The 21,087-nt window shown below is 33.1% G+C and carries 18 protein-coding genes and 3 pseudogenes; all 21 read right to left on the bottom strand.

The window, feature by feature from the left end:
• Nucleotides 1–103: 103 nt before the first annotated feature.
• Nucleotides 104–577: a spore coat protein gene (locus CIW83_RS15075; protein WP_094902694.1), complete on the bottom strand. Its 474-nt coding sequence runs from the start codon at nt 575–577 to the stop codon at nt 104–106.
• A gap of 207 nt (nt 578–784) precedes the next feature.
• Entirely contained in the window at nt 785–1,996 is a 1,212-nt protein-coding gene (locus CIW83_RS15070) for a glycosyltransferase family 4 protein (RefSeq protein ID WP_094902692.1), read from the bottom strand.
• Between the two features lie 156 nt (nt 1,997–2,152).
• Nucleotides 2,153–3,631, bottom strand: a complete 1,479-nt coding sequence (gene lysS / locus CIW83_RS15065) for a lysine--tRNA ligase (RefSeq protein WP_094902690.1) — start codon at nt 3,629–3,631, stop codon at nt 2,153–2,155.
• A 30-nt stretch (nt 3,632–3,661) separates the two neighbouring features.
• Complete coding sequence (gene greA / locus CIW83_RS15060) at nt 3,662–4,138, bottom strand: transcription elongation factor GreA (RefSeq protein ID WP_094902688.1); 477 nt, start codon at nt 4,136–4,138, stop codon at nt 3,662–3,664.
• Nucleotides 4,139–4,293: 155 nt separating this feature from the next.
• Nucleotides 4,294–5,091: a hypothetical protein gene (locus CIW83_RS15055; RefSeq protein ID WP_094902686.1), complete on the bottom strand. Its 798-nt coding sequence runs from the start codon at nt 5,089–5,091 to the stop codon at nt 4,294–4,296.
• 184 nt (nt 5,092–5,275) lie between these two features.
• Nucleotides 5,276–6,150: pseudogene (dusB, locus tag CIW83_RS15050) on the bottom strand (tRNA dihydrouridine synthase DusB).
• 137 nt (nt 6,151–6,287) lie between these two features.
• A pseudogene (locus tag CIW83_RS15045) lies at nt 6,288–7,059 on the bottom strand (type III pantothenate kinase).
• A gap of 19 nt (nt 7,060–7,078) precedes the next feature.
• The gene (locus CIW83_RS15040) at nt 7,079–7,900 is read right to left on the bottom strand and encodes an ECF transporter S component (protein WP_235601355.1); all 822 of its coding nucleotides are present in this window, start codon (nt 7,898–7,900) and stop codon (nt 7,079–7,081) included.
• Between the two features lie 247 nt (nt 7,901–8,147).
• Complete coding sequence (locus tag CIW83_RS15035; RefSeq protein ID WP_094902682.1) at nt 8,148–9,110, bottom strand: P1 family peptidase; 963 nt, start codon at nt 9,108–9,110, stop codon at nt 8,148–8,150.
• Between the two features lie 197 nt (nt 9,111–9,307).
• Entirely contained in the window at nt 9,308–10,492 is a 1,185-nt protein-coding gene (locus CIW83_RS15030; protein ID WP_094902680.1) for a sodium ion-translocating decarboxylase subunit beta, read from the bottom strand.
• 27 nt (nt 10,493–10,519) lie between these two features.
• Complete coding sequence (locus tag CIW83_RS15025) at nt 10,520–10,918, bottom strand: DUF2118 domain-containing protein (RefSeq protein ID WP_094902678.1); 399 nt, start codon at nt 10,916–10,918, stop codon at nt 10,520–10,522.
• A gap of 180 nt (nt 10,919–11,098) precedes the next feature.
• Nucleotides 11,099–11,464, bottom strand: a complete 366-nt coding sequence (locus CIW83_RS15020) for an OadG family protein (RefSeq protein ID WP_094902676.1) — start codon at nt 11,462–11,464, stop codon at nt 11,099–11,101.
• Between the two features lie 13 nt (nt 11,465–11,477).
• Nucleotides 11,478–13,022 (bottom strand): acyl-CoA carboxylase subunit beta, encoded by a 1,545-nt coding sequence (locus CIW83_RS15015; protein ID WP_094902674.1) that lies wholly within the window; start codon nt 13,020–13,022, stop codon nt 11,478–11,480.
• Between the two features lie 27 nt (nt 13,023–13,049).
• Nucleotides 13,050–13,451, bottom strand: coding sequence for a methylmalonyl-CoA epimerase (gene mce, locus CIW83_RS15010; protein WP_094902672.1), 402 nt, complete (start codon nt 13,449–13,451; stop codon nt 13,050–13,052).
• A gap of 89 nt (nt 13,452–13,540) precedes the next feature.
• Nucleotides 13,541–14,415: pseudogene (meaB, locus tag CIW83_RS23100) on the bottom strand (methylmalonyl Co-A mutase-associated GTPase MeaB).
• Nucleotides 14,416–14,487: 72 nt separating this feature from the next.
• Nucleotides 14,488–14,886 (bottom strand): cobalamin B12-binding domain-containing protein, encoded by a 399-nt coding sequence (locus tag CIW83_RS15000; RefSeq protein WP_094902670.1) that lies wholly within the window; start codon nt 14,884–14,886, stop codon nt 14,488–14,490.
• Between the two features lie 121 nt (nt 14,887–15,007).
• Nucleotides 15,008–16,687: a methylmalonyl-CoA mutase gene (locus CIW83_RS14995; RefSeq protein WP_094902668.1), complete on the bottom strand. Its 1,680-nt coding sequence runs from the start codon at nt 16,685–16,687 to the stop codon at nt 15,008–15,010.
• A 257-nt stretch (nt 16,688–16,944) separates the two neighbouring features.
• Nucleotides 16,945–17,298, bottom strand: coding sequence for a DUF3870 domain-containing protein (locus tag CIW83_RS14990; protein WP_158220142.1), 354 nt, complete (start codon nt 17,296–17,298; stop codon nt 16,945–16,947).
• Nucleotides 17,299–17,361: 63 nt separating this feature from the next.
• Nucleotides 17,362–18,189: a 3-keto-5-aminohexanoate cleavage protein gene (locus CIW83_RS14985; protein ID WP_094902664.1), complete on the bottom strand. Its 828-nt coding sequence runs from the start codon at nt 18,187–18,189 to the stop codon at nt 17,362–17,364.
• Nucleotides 18,186–19,556, bottom strand: coding sequence for an aspartate aminotransferase family protein (locus CIW83_RS14980; RefSeq protein WP_094902662.1), 1,371 nt, complete (start codon nt 19,554–19,556; stop codon nt 18,186–18,188). Before CIW83_RS14980 ends, CIW83_RS14985 begins: the two co-directional genes overlap by 4 nt.
• A 41-nt stretch (nt 19,557–19,597) precedes the next feature.
• Nucleotides 19,598–20,881: a dicarboxylate/amino acid:cation symporter gene (locus tag CIW83_RS14975; RefSeq protein ID WP_094902660.1), complete on the bottom strand. Its 1,284-nt coding sequence runs from the start codon at nt 20,879–20,881 to the stop codon at nt 19,598–19,600.
• Between the last annotated feature and the right edge of the window lie 206 nt (nt 20,882–21,087).

Genomic DNA, 21,087 nt, shown 5'->3' with positions numbered 1-21,087 from the left:
CCAAAGTCAATACTTATTTTAAAAAAGTTTTCAAGTTTTTCAAAATAAATGAATAAAGGCGAGCACAGCTCACCTTACATCCTTATATAAACTATTTATTTTCTTATTTAACGTTATACATTCCATGGGTATGCATATAATTGAAAAGCTCTTCACCATGTCTTTGTTCTTCCTTTTGAATATGCTGTAATGCTTCCCTTACCTCCTTATTTGCAGACTCAAACACTCCAATATCATAAAATCCAGATACATATTTTTCAGTGGCTAATAGGTCACTACAAAGTAAAGCATCTTCAGGATTGTTAAAAGACATATTATTAGCGGTAAATATAGCAGGGGTCTGGTCATTACTCATGCTTTGATCACTATGTGTTAAGTTTGGCTTCTTGCCTTGCAACAACTCATTAATAATATTATAGTGATGTTGCTCCTCTGAAGCTAATTTATTTAGTAATTGCTTTAGATTAGGATCTTTTGCTTGATTGGCAAAGCTTTGATATTTTTTAACACAGACATCTTCTTGATGTTTTCCATCCTCTAAAATCATTCTTTCTTTTTGACTCAAATTTATTTGCATAATATACCTCCCATTTGTTCTATTTAATGGTAGTTTTTACTTTGAGCCATGTTTTATTCATTGATTGGTGTTAGAAAATAAAAAAGCTTCTATCAAAGTGTTAATGAATTAAAGAAACCTTTTTTTGAACTACATTTGGGTTAAGTTCATATTAAAGCAAGTAATATTTTCTTATAAGTTATAATAAAGGCTTTATATAAATAAGGACTAAAAATATTTTTCTATTCTATCAAATATACTATCCCAAGACATTTTCTTTATCTCTTTTTCAATGCTATAATCTATAATATATCCTCTATATATCTTTTGAATTTGCTTTTCAATTGCAATTTGAAGTCTATGTTCAAATAATGGTAACTCTTCTTCTAATGGTTTATCCACTTGAATCATTCTAGGTAATCCAACATATTCTATTGCTCCACTATTATTAATAATATTCCCTAAGTTAGATATTAACCCCGGAATTTCCGTTACAACTATTAACAATCCACTAGCTAAAGCTTCTATTGTGACTAGAGATAGACCTTCATAGAAGGAAGGTAATACAAATATGTCCGCCTCTCTAAAAATTCTCCCTAAATCTTCTTGGCTCAATTCACCTAGAAAATTTATATTTCCCTTCAGCCTAAATCCTAACTCTTTAATATACCGCTCTTCTTCTCCTGTACCTGATCCCACTAACAAAAGTTTAATATTATATTTTTCACTTATATTCTTAAATACCTTAAGTAAGGATACTACACCTTTAGCGTAACTTAATTTACCTGCATATACTATTTTTATATTTTCATCATATACTTTATTTAATGGAGGGAAGAATATATCTCCTTTATACCCTCCTCCCATAACTATTATTTTGTCATTAGAAATACCATATACCTTGTTAATGAGCTGTCTTTGTTCTTCGCTTAAGGATAAGATCAAATCAAGCTTTCTACAACCATTTAATACTTCTTTTCTATATTGAGGGCATTTTTCAAGTTGTCTAATATCTGTACCATGGCATATACCTATTACCTTAATATCCTCAGCAATTTCCTTTACTAAAGAGGTAGATAGCCATAGATGATGAGATAATATAATATCAGGCTTTAAATTCTCTATAGCATTAGTTATTGCTTTTATAAAACCTTCTTTCCATCTATTTAACATATCCTCAGTTAAATCACAATACTTAGTACTTTCATAAGGCATGATATCACTCATGCCTACTATTGGGAATGGAATCTCTTTTGTATTAAAGGTTACGGGATAGAAGTTGTCTATATTTTTCAAATTAATAATATCTCCATTATGTATTCCTGAAACAAGGCCTTGAATATGTCCTTTTTTCTTTCCCTCAGATATTAATGCCTGTAAATATGTTCCACTTCCTGTCTTTCCAGGATATTGAGATATAATATGCAAAATCTTCTTCATTTGTATTCCTCCTTATTTAAGGCAAGAGATTCATATAATATGCTCAGATATAGTTAAAAAAATAAGGCAGGAATTTTTTATCCTGCCACATAGTTCAATGACTTATTATTCATCTAAAAATTTCATAGTTGTCCTACGACGCTCCTATCTTATGGACTATTCGTCCAAAGGCTTCATGGTTGGAAATAACAATATATCTCTAATGCTTGGTTGATCTGTAAGTAGTATTATCATTCTATCTATACCAATACCAAGCCCTCCTGTAGGTGGAAGCCCTACCTCTATTGCATTTAGGAAATCTGTATCCATAGGATGTGCTTCATCATCTCCTAGATCCTTTTGTTTAACTTGATCTTCAAATCTTTGTCTTTGATCAATTGGATCATTTAACTCTGAGAAAGCATTAGCTAGCTCCCAAGTATTGATAAATGCTTCAAACCTATTGGTCTTTCTCGGATCTTCTGGATTTCTCTTAGCAAGAGGTGATATCTCTACTGGATGTCCTGTAATAAACGTAGGCTGAATTAAATGTGCTTCACAAAATTCTTCAAACATCTCTGATATTATATGACCTCTAGTCATACCAGGTTTAACCTCAAGTCCCTTTGCCTTAGCAATAGCAATAGCTTCTTCATCAGTATTAATTGTAGAGAAGTCTACACCAGTAAATTCTTTTACTGCATCTTCCATATCTAATCTTCTCCATGGCGGAGATAATTCTATTTCAGTACCTTGGTAATTTATTTTAGTCGTTCCTAAAGCCTTCTCTGCTACATAAGCAAAAAGGTTTTCGGTTAATCTCATCATTTCTTCATAATCAACATATGCCTGATAAAGCTCTATATTCGTAAACTCAGGATTATGTTTTGGACTCATACCTTCATTTCTGAACATTCTACCCATTTCATAAACTTTTTCAAACCCACCAACTATAAGTCTTTTTAGGTATAGTTCATTTGCTATTCTTAAGTACATGTCGATATCTAATGCATTATGATGTGTAGCAAAAGGTCTTGCATTTGCTCCGCCTGCTATTGGACTTAAAATTGGAGTCTCTACTTCCAAAAATCCTTTTTCATCTAAATATTCTCTTACTGCCTTAATAATCTTTGTTCTAATAATAAAGGTTTCTTTAACCTCAGGATTTACTATTAAATCTACATATCTTTGTCTATATCTTAAGTCTTGATCTTTTAGTCCATGGAATTTTTCTGGTAGGATTTGTAAGGATTTGCTCATTATAATTATTTCTTCAGCCCTTATAGATATCTCACCAGCGTTTGTTTTAAATACTTCTCCATTTACTCCTATAATATCTCCAAGATCTAAAAGACTTAAATCTTTGTAAGCTTCTTCACCTAATACATCTTGTTTTGCAAAGATTTGAATACGTCCTTCGCTATCTTGTAAATCTATAAAACTAACCTTTCCATGTCCACGTCTAGACATAACTCTTCCTGCAACTGCTACCTTCTTCCCGTCTAACTCTTCGAATTTGTCCTTAATAGTAGAGCTATGATGTGTATAATCAAATTTTTCAACTAGGAAAGGATTCTTGCCCTTTTGAATTAATTCTTTAAGCTTTTCCCTTCTCATCATCAGCATTTCATTTAAGTTTAATTCCGTTTCTCCCATTACTCTACCTCCTTAGTTTGTTAATACTTTTTATCTAGTAATAGTTAGTATTTGATATTCTATTTTCCCGTCTGGAACTACTACTTCCACAATGTCATTAGACATATGTCCTAAAAGTGCAGACCCTACAGGAGACTCATTTGATATTTTACCATTATAGGGATCAGCCTCTGCGGACCCTACTATAATAAATTCCATTTCTTCATCATATTCTAAATCTTTTACTAAAACTTTAGAACCAATACCTACAACATCAGTTGTAATATCATCTTCATCTATTATTTTTGCATTTCTCAGCATCATCTCTAATTTTGCAATTCTTTCTTCCAATTGAGCTTGATCATTTTTCGCTTGGTCATATTCTGAATTTTCACTTATATCTCCAAAGCTTAAAGCTTGCTTTATCTTTTCAGCAATTTCCTTTCTTCTAACAGTCTTTAGATCATCTAATTCATCTTCTAGCCTTTTTAATCCATCTTCTGTTAAGAATACATCTCTTTCTGGCATTTCACTCTCTCCTTTAACTAATAAATATTAGTGCTTTTTAAACTTACTTATAATATTATTTATCTATACAAAACTATTAACATTAATAGAAATAAAGTACATTTCCTACTTGTATGCAAGATATTATAATCAAGTAGAACCATAATGTCAAGTACTTAGAACTTTCCTTTGACTTTTATAAACAAATTTACATAATCTTTTATTGAATAGTAGTTTCCTTCTGAATATAAATATTTTATATCTTTTTTTCTATCCTCTACTAAAGCCTCAAATAAATTAGAAAGAACCCTATTTTGCATCAATCTATTTTTATTAATGCCTAGATCATTTAAATTAAATGCAAAATCTTGGATAAAAGGAGGTCTTTTATTATTATGCAAGGAGTTACCCTGCCCAAAGTCAAAGACTATACAATTTCTCCTCACCTTAGAAAAATCTAGACTCAAATCATCCATTAAGTTAATTATCATACTATAATTTTCTAAGATTCTATCAATATTCACTGGATAAAATAGAGATAGTCCTGTTTCCTCCAAAATATATTCATAAATTTCATCATTATGTTCTTCACAGCCTATGGCAGTTACAAACCTAACATCCTTTGAAATTTCTTTGATTGTGCGTTTTGTTTTTTCTTTGTCATCACATATAACTAAAATCTCCTTTTCAGCTATATCCTCTTTCATTAAATTACATATATCTTTCATTACTAAAGAAAGATTATTTATTCTAGTTTCTTCTCCATCTAGTATTTTCATATTTGTAAATTCTTGAATATGATATATAGTTTCCTTATTTAACTTCTCATATCCTTCAATAAATAATTTTGTACAATCTTCATCCTTAAGTTTCATTATAGCATCTAAATATTCTTTAAGTTTATATTCATCATCAAAATCAATGGATTTTAAATTTATTCCAGCCATCCTACCTATTATATCATTTTCTCCCATAATATTATCTATTATTTTAGGCTTAATTCTAGGTAAAATAAACTCTGGAATATATTTTATAAATCCTTCTTTATAGTGCTCTAAATATTTCTCACTATCTAATATATATAAAAGTCCTATAATAACCCTCCTCTCTAATTTTAACTCTATTATATGAGAAAGGTATTATATTCATTACATATTGCTATGAATAAAGACCAATATACTCAAGCAATATCCTTTCCATCTCTTCTTTATTATCAATTGTATATATAAGATTTTTTACCTCATTTGAATTCCTCAACCCTTTTAAATACCAAGCAGTATGTTTTCTCATTTCTCTTACTCCAACTCCCTCGCCTTTTATAGAACAAACAAGATTTAAATGTTTTATACACATACGAACAATTTCTTCAGGGGAAGGTAATATATCTTCTTTTCCTGTCATCAAATTAATTATCCTTTTAAATATCCATGGATTTCCTTGAGAACCTCTGCCTATGGCTATAGCATCACAATTAGTAAACTCAAACATTCTAACTCCATCCTCTGGTTCAAAAATATCGCCATTTCCTATGACAGGTATAGTAACACTTTCTTTAACTTTCTTGATAAAATTCCAATCAGCTTCTCCAGAATAAAACATATCTCGAGTTCTTGCATGAACAGTTAATGCAGAAATTCCTTCTTCCTCTGCTATCTTTGCTAAATCTACCCCATTAATATTATCATGATCCCATCCCATTCGTATCTTTAGGGTGACGGCTTATTGGACACCTTCACCACCTCTCTTAATATTTTTCTAGCTAATATAATATCTTTCATTAAAGCACTACCATCGCCATTTTTAACTATCTTAGGTGCAGGACAGCCCATATTTATATCTATAATATCTATATCTTCTCTAGGATTTAAATATTCTTCTACAATATTTGCCATTATTTCTGGATCAGATCCAAATATTTGAATTGCTATCGGTCTTTCTTTAGGATTTACTTGTAATAAAGTCTTAGTTCCAGGATCCTTATAATATATACCCTTGCTACTAACCATCTCAGAAACTACTAATCCTGCTCCCATTTCCTTACATAGTATTCTAAAGGCTAAGTCTGTGACTCCTGCCATAGGAGCTAAGAATACATTATTCTCCAATTTTACATTTCCTATTCTCATACATTCACCTCGAATATTAGAAAAGTAAGTAGCTATTTAGCTACTTACTTATTTCTTTCAAATACTATCCTCAAGCCTTCTAAAGTCAGTAATTTATCTATCTTCTTAATATATTTACTTTCTGCTGCGATAAGGTTTGAAAATCCTCCAGTTGCTATGATATTTACTGTTCTTTCATTTTCTCCCATTTCCTTAATCATCTTTTCTATTATATAGTCAACCATTCCTATATATCCAAATACTAATCCTGACTGAATACTATTTATTGTATTCTTTGCTATTACTCTATCTGGCTTTGCGATTTCTACCTTAGGAAGTTTTGCTGTTCTCATAAATAATGCTTCAGAAGAAATTTTAATTCCTGGAGTAATAGCACCTCCTAGATAATCTCCTTCTTTAGATACTGCACAAAATGTAATCGCCGTACCAAAATCTACGATTATTAAAGGACCACCATATTTCTCATAAGCAGCTACGGCATTTACTATTCTATCAGCCTACTTCTCTTGGGTTATCATATTTTATATTCATTCCAGTTTTAACTCCAGGACCTACTACAATAGGATCTATACCAAAGTATTTTATACTCATAGCTGGTAAAGTATGCATCAATGGTGGTACTACAGAAGAAATAATAACATCTTTTACTTCTTTTGGGTCTAATCCATGATATCTAAAAATTTGCTCAAATAAAAGTCCATATTCATCAGATGTCCTATCCTTTTCTGTTGCAATCCTCCAATCGTATAATAATTGTTTATCTTTATATACTCCGAATACTACATTAGTGTTACCAACATCTATTACTAATAACAATAATTTCACACCCCGTTTCTTATCCCTTACTCTTTAAAGCTCCTACTACAGAAGTCACTATTATAATCCCTATAATAGCCTCAGGTATACCATTAGTTATACCTATCCCAAAAATAATTTTTCTTGCAGTGGAAACATCTCCCCCTATAGCTTCTACAAATCTTTCAGCATAAAACAAATATATCATGGAAAGAACTCCCATAGTATTGGTTAATGTTCCTATAGCAGAAGCTATTACAACATCTAATGCTTTATCCTTAAACTTAATCTGAGTAAAATAAGCTATTACTAAAGTCAATATTATAAGAACCATATTCATTAAAGTCATCCACATGCTCTGTGAATTTATAATATTTATATATATTCCATAAGATAAATATCCTATTATTCCTACCCACATCAAATATAATATTGCCATAGTCTTATTCTTACCTAAATTACTTAGAGCATTATATACATAGTATGACACTATTCCTATTAATACTCTTGGTAATACTGAAACCAATGGATTTAAAAATACAAATGATACTGGTGTTGGATTAGTTAGAGCTTGAAAAATACTAAATAATCCAAATATCAAACCTACAAATCCACCCACTATCGGACCTTCCATTACTGCCCCAATAATAACAGGTATATGCATTATTGTTGCCCTTGTAGGCCCTACAGGTATAAAGCCTAATGGAGTCATACCTAATACTGCCGAAATAGCACCTAACACTCCAATAATGGCCATCTTTCTTACATTAAATCCTTTTTCTTTTACCATTAAAATCCCTCCCGCTCTAGTTCCTTTTATTTTTGGATACCAGTCGATAAAATATTCAACTTTAAAATCCATTCAGTCCAACTCTAGTTGATGTTGGCCTTCTGACAAAAACATTATAATTCTATTTTTATATTAATGCAATATTATTTTTATGACCTAACCCGATTTATGGTGAATTTCCATAAATTGATGGTAGGTCAAACGGAGCGTAGGTCCTATCGGACACCACTGAATTATACCCTACGGGGTAGATAGAGGCAGCAAGTAAATAGATTGGAGTTGCGAGACTGCGAAATTGTTCATTATTGATTATCAATTCTCAACTTTTAATATCTCTATATGCATTTAATCCGTGACTACCTTCTGCAAACAATACTCCATTTATTATAGCCTTACTCATAACTTCAGCTGCTAATGTTCCTATAAGGCTAATGTCTGCCTTTATTTCATTAGTGGCCATAGTAAATATAGTATCGCCATCTAACATGGTATGTATTGGATCTATAGATCTTGCATAACCATTATGAGCCATTTCAGAAATTTTATTTGCTTCTGCCTTAGTTAGAATTGCATTTGTTCCTATTACACCTATAGTTGTATTCTGTACATTAAATCCTAAATCTTTATTCATATCTTTCATAATTTCTACAGTGTTTAATAGGCTATTATTTTTATAATCATATACTCCTGCAATTTGCCTATTCAATCTAAAATCATATATATCACCAAAACTATTTACAGAAACTATAGCTGATACCATCAAATCCCCTACTTTTACAGTTGCTGAACCTAGTCCCGATTTCATAGCCCCCTGTGGTCCTAGAATCTTTCCTATTGTAGCTCCCATGCCACATCCTATATTCCCTTGCCTATTTTCATAAGAGGTTGCAATTTCAGCAGCCTTATATCCCATATTAAAATCAGGTCTAATCTTATAATTTCCGATATTTAAATCAAATATAACAGCAGAAGCCACTATGGGAACTTTAGTCACTCCCACGTCAAGTCCAATATTTTGTTCTTCTAGATATTTCATAACACCAGATGCAGCCTCCAAACCAAATGCAGACCCACCGGATAAAACTATAGCATGAACCTTATCTACCATCTTTTCTGCCTTAAATAAATCTGTCTCTCTAGTCCCCGGAGCCGATCCCCTTACATCTACTCCACCTGTTGCCCCTTGCTCACATATAATCACAGTACATCCAGTCATGCCTTCCTCTGACTGTACATGGCCTACTTTAATACCTTGAACATCAGTTATATAACCTTGATACATAATTTCACCCCTTTATTCAATTAACAATTCACAGTTCACAATTCACAATTAAAAGATAAAACCTTAAATAATACACATATACAAAATATTGATAACAAATAATAAATAGGATTACAATAGATGTTTTTTCTATTGTAATCCATAATTTATCATCTTTTAATAATTGTGCACTATGCATTGTGCATTGTGAATTGTCTTTAGCCTCCGAAGAAATTCAATAGCAGACCTGCCGCTATAGCTGAACCTATTACTCCTGCTACGTTTGGTCCCATAGCATGCATCAACAAGAAGTTTCTTGGATTAGCTTCCTGCCCAACTTTTTGAGATACTCTAGCTGCCATTGGCACCGCTGATACTCCAGCAGATCCTATAAGTGGATTAACCTTACCACCTGAAACCTTATACATAATTTTACCAAATAATACTCCTGCTGCTGTACCTATACAAAACGCTATAAGTCCTAACCCTATTATTTTTAAAGTCTCCAATTTTAAGAATGTCTCAGCATTAGCTGTAGCTCCTACTGTTGTTCCTAAAAATATTGTAACTATGTTTATCAATTCATTTTGTGCTGTTTTTGACAATCTATCAGTTAGTAAAGATTCTCTAAATAAATTACCCAACATTAGCATACCTACTAAAGATGCTGCTGATGGCAATAGTAAAGAAACTATTATTGTAACCATAATAGGAAAAATTACCTTCTCCTTTTTTGATACTGGTCTTAGCTGATCCATTACTACTTCTCTTTCAGCTTTAGTAGTCAAAGCCTTCATAATTGGTGGCTGAATAATAGGAACTAAAGCCATATATGAATAAGCCGCAACTGCTATTGGCCCTAATAAATGTGGTGCTAGCTTAGATGTTAAATATAATGCTGTTGGTCCATCTGCACCACCAATGATACCAATACTAGCTGCTTCTGGGCCTGTAAACCCTAATAAAATTGCACCTACGAAAGTAACAAAAATACCAAATTGCGCTGCTGCTCCAAGTAATATACTTTTTGGGTTTGCAATAAGTGGTCCAAAATCTGTCATAGCTCCTACACCTAAGAATATAAGCGGTGGATATATACCTAGTTTAACACCTTGGTATAAGTAATATAAAAGTCCTCCATTTTCCACAGTTTTGGAGACTAACTCTCCAGTTACTGGGTCTGGAACTATTTGTACAACTGGCGGTGCCATTAGACCTGCTTCAGGTAGGTTAGCTAACAGCATACCAAATGCAATTGGAATAAGTAACAGTGGTTCAAATCCTTTAGCGATTGCTAAATATAGCAATACACAGGATACCAAGATCATTAAAGCCTGTCCCCAAGTTAAGGCAGCAATTCCTGTGCTCTGGAAAAAATCCAGCAATATATCTCCTAAGTTCATGAAATTTACCTTCCTTTCTTAGTGGAATTAGTCTAATACTACTAATCTATCACCTGTGTTAACAGTAGCCCCTTGTGTAGTATTGATACTAGCAACAACCCCATCTCTAGGAGCTAGTATTTCATTTTCCATCTTCATAGCTTCTAGGATTAATAAAATATCTCCAGCCTTAACCTTATCTCCTTCTTTTACTTCTATCTTCCAAATATTACCTGGCATCGGAGCTTCTACTACTTCTTGTCCATCTGATACTACTACTTCCTTTTTCTCTTCCTTCGGAGCTGGTGCTGGCGTAGCTTTTGGTGCTGGTGCCGCTACTGGTGCTGGCGCCACTGGAGCTGCTGGTCTTTTTGACTCTCCCCCTGCTATCTCTTCAACTTCTACTTCATAAGAATTACCGTTAACACTTATTATAAACTTTCTCATTGCTATGCCTCCTTAGAAATTTTTATTATAACGAATAGGAAAATTCTACTTTTTTATTTATATCTAGGAATTTTCCGTCAATGAGTTTTAAGCAGATTACCCAAATCTTTGATTTTGTGCAAGTCGCTTATGCAATAGCCAATAAAAGCTTCCTTAGTTATACTTCCAATGAAGCTTCTATTATAGTTTACCGTATATCTGTTCTTGTCTGCCAGCTGTTGCCCAAGCAGGAGAATTTTGAGGTATTCTTCTAATACTTTTTATATTTACCTCTGGTGCACTAACTCCTAAACTTGCCGCTATAGCCGCAGCAATAACCGCTACCAATTCCTCATCATTTGTAGTAGCTTCTTGTCTCTTCTCCTTCACTGGCTCTTTAGCTTTAATCGGTGTTTCTGGTTTCTTAGTATCTTCAGCTTTATTTTTCCCACCTATACTCTTCAGCACAGATATAAACATTGCCAGTACTATTAAACCTACAAACACTACTACCATACTAAATACCGTGATTATTAAACTATCTCCAAAACTAATAATATCACCCAATTATTTCACCTCTTTATACTGGCATATTGCCATGTTTTTTTGCAGGTCTATTTTCTCTCTTAGACTCTAACATATCAAAAGCAGAAATTAATCTAGGTCTTGTAATGCTTGGAACTAATATATCATCTACGAATCCCCTTTGAGCTGCAATATATGGATTAGCTACAGTATCTCTGTATTCGGCAATCTTTTCTTGTCTAGTTTCTATTGGATTATCAGAGTTCTCAATATCCTTTTTAAATATGATATTTGCAGCACCATCAGGTCCCATAACTGCTATCTCAGCATTTGGCCATGCAAATACTTGATCTGCTCCTAAATCCTTAGAACACATTGCAAGGTAAGCTCCGCCATAAGCTTTTCTAACTATTAAAGTAACCTTTGGTACAGTTGCTTCACTATAGGCATATAGCATTTTAGCACCATGTCTAATGATTCCACCATATTCTTGCTCAGTACCCGGTAAGAATCCTGGAACATCTACTAAATTAAGTAGTGGAATATTAAAAGCATCACAAGTCCTAATAAATCTTCCTGCCTTATCTGATGCGTTGATATCTAAACATCCAGCTAATATCTTAGGTTGATTAGCAATAACTCCTATGGTCTTGCCGTTTAATCTAATATATCCAGTTATTATATTTTGTGCATAATATGGCTGAATTTCAAAGAAATCTCCACTGTCAGCTAAAAGTTTTATAATTTCTTTCATATCATAGGGTTTATTAGGATTAACAGGAACTATTTCATTTAATTTTTCTTCTACTCTATTTATTTCATCTTCTATAGCATAGATTGGTGCTTGTTCTAAATTATTTGAAGGTAGGAAAGATAATAACTCTTTAATTCTTTCAATACATTCAGCTTCTGTTTTGTCCACAAAATGTGCAACTCCAGATATTTTGTTGTGAGTATTTGCACCGCCCAGTTCTTCCTGTGTAACCTCTTCACCTGTTACAGATTTAATTACTTGAGGTCCAGTAATAAACATCATACTAGTCTTATCTACCATAAATATAAAGTCTGTTAAAGCTGGCGAATAAACTGCACCACCTGCTGAAGGCCCCATTATAACTGAAATTTGAGGTATAACTCCAGATGCAATAGTATTTCTATAGAATATCTTTCCATATCCTGATAAAGCATCTACCCCCTCTTGGATTCTAGCTCCACCCGAATCATTAAATCCTACAATTGGTGCTCCCATTTTCAATGCCATATCTTGTACCTTACAAATCTTAGCAGCATGCATCTCACCTAAAGATCCACCTACTACCGTAAAGTCTTGGGCATAAGTAAATACAAGTCTTCCATCTACTGTACCATAACCAGTAACTACCCCATCTGCAGGAGCCTCTACCTTTGCCATATCAAAGTTTGTACATCTATGTTCTACAAACTTGTCAACTTCTACAAAACTACCTTCATCAAATAGAAGGTTAATTCTCTCTCTTGCAGTAAGCTTTCCTGACTTATGATGCTTTTCAATTCTTTGCTCCCCACCACCAAGCTCAATTTTCTTAGCAGTTTCTAGAAGCCTTTCAATTTTTTCCTTCATATTTACCCTCCTTTTTTTGTTAAGTACTTAATCCCTTTGACAAAGCTCTATAAGCACTCCAAATGTTGACTTTGGATGTAAAAAGGCAATTTTTGCACCGCCAGCACCATATCTTGGTTTCTCATCAATCATCTTAATTCCTTTTTCCTTTAGTTCTTCTATAGCCTTTTCAATATCATCTACTCTATAAGCAATATGTTGGATTCCTTCACCCTTTTTCTCGATAAACTTAGCTATGGGACCATCTTCTTCAGTAGATTCAAGTAATTCTACTTCCGTATCTCCTATAGGCAAAAAAGCCACCTTAACTTTTTGCTCTTCAACTACTTCCTTATCTACACATTTCATACCTAGGATATCTTCATAAAATTTTAATGTTTCATCTAAATTTTTTACAGCAATACCTATATGATCAACCTTACCAACCATTTGATTACCTCCCTTTCTTCAATTATCAATTAATAATTAACGATTAACAATGTTTAAGCAATAGTCAATTAACTGTTAATTGTTCTTTATTAATTGTTAATTAATTTTATTATCTCATCTCTGGCAGTATAAGGATCTGTTTCTCTTAAAGTAACTTCCCTTGCTAGGTTTTCAATTAGATCTTCCTTAACTGCCTTATCTAATATCAATTTCATTAAATCTTCTTCAACCATCTTCAAAATTTCTAATTTATTATTTCTTATTCTTATCTTTTCTAGCTCATTATTTTTTTCTAGATATTCTCTGTGCTCTAAAATCTTTTCTAGAAGAATATCTATATCTTTATTTTGTCCTGCTGATACTTTAATCACTGGTGGTCTATAATCACTATATTCATTTAAGTCTAAATTCATCTCTATTTCTACCTTAGTTTTATCTGCACCATCTAAGTCAGATTTATTAATTGCAAACACATCTGCTATCTCCATTATTCCTGCTTTTATAGCTTGAATATCATCACCTAAATTGGGAACCATAACCATAAGTACAGTATCTGCAGTCTTTACTATATCTACTTCTGATTGTCCAACTCCCACTGTTTCTATGAAAATGTAATCACAACCAAAAATATCTAGTACCTTTATAGCACCCCAAGTAGCTTTTGACATACCTCCTAAAGAACCACGGTACCCATGCTTCTTATAAATACATCTTTATCTAGGGCAAGATCACTCATTCTAATTCTATCCCCTAATATAGCCCCGCCGCTAAAGGGACTGGTAGGGTCCACAGCTATTATACCTACCTTTTTACCTTGTTTTCTAAGTTCCTTAGTCAACTTATCAGTTAAAGTAGATTTACCAGCTCCAGGAGGTCCTGTTATTCCGATCACATAGGCCTTACCTGATTCCTTATATAGTTTCTTTAATATATCTATTGCTTCCTTTTCATTGTTTTCCAACATAGTAATAAGTCTTCCACATGCTCTCTTACTACCTTGTAATAAACGTTCGCTTATATTCAAATAAGACACCACCTATTTTCTTTTAAGGTTATTTGTAATAAACTCTATTACATCCTTTGTTGGTGTACCTGGAGTAAAAATAGCCTCTATACCTGATTCTATTAGATAAGGAATATCATCTTCTGGGATAACTCCTCCTCCAATTACAAGCATATCATCTACTCCCTCTTCTCTTAATAAATTAACTACCTTTGGAAATAAGTGATTATGAGCTCCTGACAATATACTCATAGCTACTACATCAACATCCTCTTGAACAGCAGCAGCTACTATTTGTTCAGGTGTCTGTCTTAGCCCTGTGTATATAACTTCCATACCTGCATCTCTTAATGATCTTGCAATTACCTTTGCACCTCTATCATGTCCATCAAGTCCAGGCTTAGCTACTAAAACTCTGATTGGTCTATCCATATTTTTATATACCTCCCGATTTATTCAGTTCACAATTCACAATTGTTGTGGGTCTAGCTGTAGGTCCCTTCTCAGCAGCCTGTGGTCGTTGTTTTAATTGTGAATTGTGCATTACTCATTATTATAATATTACTGATTGCTGATATTCACCGAATACTTGGCGTAAAACATTACAAATTTCTCCAAGGGTTGCGTATGCTTTTACAGCATTCAATATAAATGGCATTAAGTTTTCTTCCGTATTAGCCTTTTCCTTTAGTGTACTTAATGCTCTTTCTACTTCTTCATTATTTCTTTCTGATCTTAAAGTTTTTAGTTTCTCTCTTTGATTTATTTCAACCGTCCTATCTACTTTTAACAATTCCTTCTTGTCCGTTTCTTCAATTTGGAATTTGTTTACTCCTACAACTATTCTATCAAGAGATTCTACTTCCATTTGATATCTATACGCCGCATTTTGAATCTCTTTTTGAATATATCCTTTTTCTATAGCCTTAGGTGCTCCACCTAATTCATCTATTGTTTCTATATATTTAGTTGCTTCTTCTTCAATCTTATTAGTTAAATTCTCTATATAGTAGGAGCCGGCTAATGGATCTATTGTCTCAGTTACTCCAGATTCATGAGCTACAATTTGCTGAGTTCTAAGTGCTATTCTAACGGAGTCCTCCGTAGGTAGTGCCAAAGCCTCATCCCTTGAATTTGTATGAAGTGATTGAGTTCCACCAAGAACTGCCGCTAATGTTTGAATAGTAACTCTTATTATGTTATTATCAGGTTGTTGAGCCGTTAGTGTAGATCCTGCTGTTTGAGTATGGAATTTAAGTTGCATTGATTTTGGATTTTTTGCGTTAAATCTTTCCTTCATTATTTTCGCCCAAAGTCTTCTAGCTGCCCTATATTTAGCTACTTCCTCTAGTAAATCATTGTGAGCATTAAAGAAGAAGGATAATCTTGGTGCAAAATCATCTACGTCAAGCCCAGCATCAATAGCTGCTTCAACATATGCTATACCATCTGCTAATGTAAATGCAACTTCTTGTGATGCAGTAGAACCTGCTTCTCTTATATGATATCCACTAATACTTATTGTGTTCCAAGCTGGAACTTCCTTTGAACAATATTCAAAAATATTAGTAATTAATCTCATAGATGGTTCTGGTGGGAATATATAAGTTCCTCTTGCTATGTATTCTTTCAAAATATCATTTTGTATTGTTCCTCTTAATTTCTCCTTTGAAACACCTTGCTTTTCTGCAACAGCAATATACATTGCTAACAAAACAGATGCTGGTGCATTTATAGTCATAGAAGTACTGACTTTGTCTAAAGGTATGCCATCAAACAATACCTCCATATCCTTTAATGAATCTATAGCTACCCCAACTTTACCAACTTCACCTTCAGATAATCCATCATCTGAATCATATCCTATTTGTGTAGGCAAATCGAAAGCAACACTTAATCCAGTTTGGCCTTGTTCTAGCAAATATTTATATCTCTGATTTGATTCTTCAGCAGATGCAAACCCTGCATATTGTCTCATAGTCCAAAGTCTACCTCTATACATCGTAGATTGAACGCCTCTTGTAAATGGGTATTCTCCCGGAAGTCCTAGATCCTCATTATAATCCATATCTTCTATGTCTATAGGAGTATATAGTCTATCTACTTCAATATTGGAACCTGTAGTAAACTTCTGTTTCCTTTCAGGAAATCTTGATAAAGACTTCTGAACTACCTCTTTATCCCATTGCTCAACTGATGCTTTAACTTCTTCAATCTTATTATCATCAAACAACTCATTTACCTCCTTATTATGGTGATTTTGTAAATTTCCTCAAAAGTTATCTTCATAGTCTATTATAGTAATAAGTAGTAGAATTTTGCAACATATATTTCAATATATTTTAAAAATGAATGGAATATTGCATTTTTATATATGAGTATGTATAGATTCCTTCAGAAATGCATAAAAGAAATGCATAGAAAATAATACTAATGATATTTATCTTTCATTAGTATTAAACTTCAAATCGTTAGCAAAATATTTTTTATTTAATAAACTTTTTTATTTGTTTGCTTCCATTGTAAATATCTAGCATGTACTCCTTTAACACATACCATAATTGCTTTTTGAGAATATCCAAAAAAACGTTTATCAATCTTGTCAACAATTTCATCTACACCATCTTTATCAATATTATGTCCAACTATTAAATATGCTAAAAATTCCTTACACAAGTCAGAAATTAATGTTACCATGATATCTTCTATAATTCCTGTTTCTGTGTTAATTAAAAACCCAACCCCTACTACTTTATGTACATAGGTGGCAGAAATATCATCTGGAAGTTTAGAATAATGAACAAAATATACAGTTTCTTGACCAAAATCTTTTACTTCTCTCATTAGATACATCCTTTCTATATATTTATTTAGAAGGCTGCACTAAAATGCGCAGCCTTCTCTTCATTATTGTATACCCAATGTTTTCCTTGCTTCATCTGGAGTTGCAATTTCTCTCCCTAGTTCCTTTGCTATTCGTACTACCCTCTCTACTAGCATTTGATTAGTTGCTAATAATCCTCTATCATATAATATTGTATCTTCAAGTCCTGTTCGTGTATGTCCTCCTAACAATATGGACATAGTCAGCATAGGTATTTGACTATATCCAATTCCTGATACTGTAAATGTGGAGCCTTCTGGTAGAGACTCAATCATATGCAAAAGATTCCTAGGGGTGCCCTTTACTGATCCTCTTACATTCATTACTAGGTTAAATTGCAATGGTTCCTTAAGTACTCCTTCCTTTAATAACAATGCTGCATTATCGATCATACCTAAATCAAAAGCTTCTATCTCTGGCTTTATATTATTAGCATACATTTTAGCCGCTAATTCTTTTATTAGCTCAAAGGAATTAGCATTTACTTGTGAAGCAAAATTAGATGATCCAGTAGATAAGCTTGCCATTTCAGCATTTAGATCCAACATTTGCCCACGCCACTCAGCAGTATTGCCTCCACCCCTTGCACCAGTAGATAATTGAGTTATAATATTACAATCTCTTTCCTTCAATTTATTTAATACTTCATTATATAAATTTTTATCACAAGTAGGTTCTCCTTTTTCATCTCTTACATGAATATGAGCTACAGATGCTCCCGCTTGTCTGCATTTAATAATATCTTCCACTATCTCATCTACAGTTATAGGCGTATATGGATTCATTTCTTTAGTTGGAACATTTCCTGTTAGTGCTATAGTTATTATTAACTTTTCCTTTCTATAGGTCATACTATTACCCCCTGCAATTCCTCAGATGTCTTTTTTATTGCATTTTCTAATTTTTCATATAGTAAATCTATTTCTTCCTTAGTTATATTTATTGGAGGAGCTAACAATATATGATCACCTCTTACTCCATCAACTGATCCTCCACCTGGATATGGAACTAAACCTTCCTTTAAACAATTATTAGTAATTTTACCTCTCACATTGCCGGATACATCAAATGGCTCTTTTGTTTCTTGGTCTTTAACAAACTCAACACCTATCATAAGACCTTTTCCTCTAATGTCTCCTACTATAGGATAATTATATAAATCTTCTAATTTCTTCATTAGATAATTTCCTTGTACAGCACAATTTTCAATAAAATTATCTCTTTCAATGATTTCCATTACCTTATCAGCAATTCCACAGGACAATGGATTACCTGCGTAAGTATGACCATGAATAAAATTACCTGAACCTCTAACCATAATTGTTTCAAAGACTTCAGAACTACATACTGCTGCACCTATTGGAGTATATCCACTACTTAAACCTTTGGCAACTACTATGATGTCTGGCTTAACATCGAAATGATTTGATGCCATTTTCTTTCCTGTTCTACCTGAGACTGCCATGACCTCATCCATTATAAATAGAATGTCATATTTATCACAGATTTCTCTTACCATATCAAAATAGATTTTTTCAGGATAGGAACCCGGTGCTGCCGATCCTACTACTGGCTCAGAAATAAATGCAGCAATATTATCTGATCCATGACGCTGAATTTCTATTTCCAATTCTTTGGCAGCAAGTATACTGGTTTCTTCTAAAGTTTTTGCTCCCCAAGGGTTTCTATAATGATAGAATTGGCTGATCTTAGGGAAATTAGTTAACAAAGGATCATAAATTTTTCTTCTTCCTATGGTTCCTGTCATTGATAGAGATCCTAATGTCGCACCATGATAAGAATTCCATTTGGATATAATCTTCCACTTACTCGATTTGTTCCCATCTCTTTCAACATAATATTGCCTTGCCATCTTCATTGCAGTTTCTGTTGCTTCAGAACCACCAGATACAAAATATACATGATTTAATCCCTTGGGACACCAAGACACAATTCTTTCTGCACATTTTTCAATTGAGTCAACTGTCCATCTAGATAAGTGAGTAAAAGCAATTCTTTCAATATGTTCCTTTGCAAACTCAGCAATCTCCTTATTGCCATGACCTATATTCGCTACTGCAGACCCAGAACATCCATCTATATATTTTTTTCCATCTTCCCCAATTAAATATATTCCTTCTCCCTTTTCAATCCTAGGATAAATCCAATTTTGATTTCTATAAAATACACAGTTCTTTGGTGCCTTGTTTGAACTCATTGTAATTCCCCCTTCTTAAGATATACAGTTAATATTTATTTCTAACTAACTTCTTTTGCCGTGAGAATGCCTCCATATTTAAATATTTCTCTATTCAAGTCTTTTTCTAGTGATGCTACAGAAACCGCCACTACTAAATCACCAACAGAGTTAGTAGAAGTATGAATTTGATCAACAATTCTATAAACTCCAGCTATTAATGCTATACCATCTAATGGAATTCCTAGATTGGTTAATAATGCTATTGAAATAATAAGCCCCGTCTGAGGTGCAGCAGCACACCCGATAGCCAGCATTGTGGCTGTTAAAACTAACATTATCTGTTGACTCAAAGAAATATCTATGCCATAAAGCTGAGCAGCAAACATTACAACAACTCCAAAATATATACCAGTTCCGTTCATATTTGCAGTCGCACCTAGAGGTAAAACAAAACTTGCAGTCTCCTTTGGAATTCCCATTTCATTAGTACCTATCTTCATGGCCACTGGCAGAGCAGCAGCACTACTACACGTACTAAATGCTATGGCCCAAGACTGAAATGCTTTTTTAAAGAACTTAATAGGATCTACCTTTCCTATAAAATATAGTATTAATGAATAATACACTGCAATTGTAAATATATTTGCACCATAATCAACTAATATAAACTTAAATACAGGGCCAAATATTCCTACACCAAATGCTGTAACTGCTTTTGCCATAAGTCCAAATACTCCAATTGGAGTAAACTCTATAACAATATCAACTACTTTATACATCATTTCAGAACATCTATCTACCAAATCAATAATAGGTCTTCCCCTTTCACCCATTAGTAATAACCCCGCACCACAGAAAATACCAAATGAAATTATATGAAGCATCTCACCTTGTGCTAATGATTCAAAAATGTTCGCAGGGAATAATCCTAATATTGATTCGAATACTGTTGGAAGTTCTCTAATAACAACTTCACCAGCATTCAACTCTGTAATATTTAGTCCAGCACCTGGTTTAAATATATTAGCCATTACAACATCAGTTCCTATGGATAAAAAACCTGTTAACATAAAGAAAAATAGTGTTTTTATACCAACTGATCTAAGTTTTCTAATTTCACTTAAATTTGCAACTCCGCTAATTATTGAGAAAAGCACTAAGGGAACAACTATCATACGAATAAGCCTCAAGAAAATATCTCCTAAAAGTCCCAGCCACGGTACCAAATAAGTGACAAAAGGCTCATCTTTACCTATTGCTGATAATATAGCTCCTGCCATAATACCTAAAAATAAACCGATGAAAATTTTATGAAACAATTTCAGTTTTTTTGGTTTTGACATTAATATACCTCCTCTTTTCTCCTATCAGTAATTAATCTACTACCCTCCTTTCACAAAAATAAAAAACCCAGTATTAATGGAAATGGCAAACCATTAATACTGGGTTTTATTTGCTTCGCAAACTGGGGATACCATTTTGCTACAAATAAAGCAGTATTGCTCTATTATTTAAAATTATCTAATAACATTATATAGCATTCTGTTAA

It is taken from the genome of Tissierella sp. P1 (assembly GCF_002266425.1).
In the GTDB taxonomy this organism is placed as follows: Bacteria; Bacillota; Clostridia; order Tissierellales; family Tissierellaceae; genus Tissierella; species Tissierella carlieri.
This window is presented reverse-complemented; position numbering and strand designations above follow the sequence as displayed.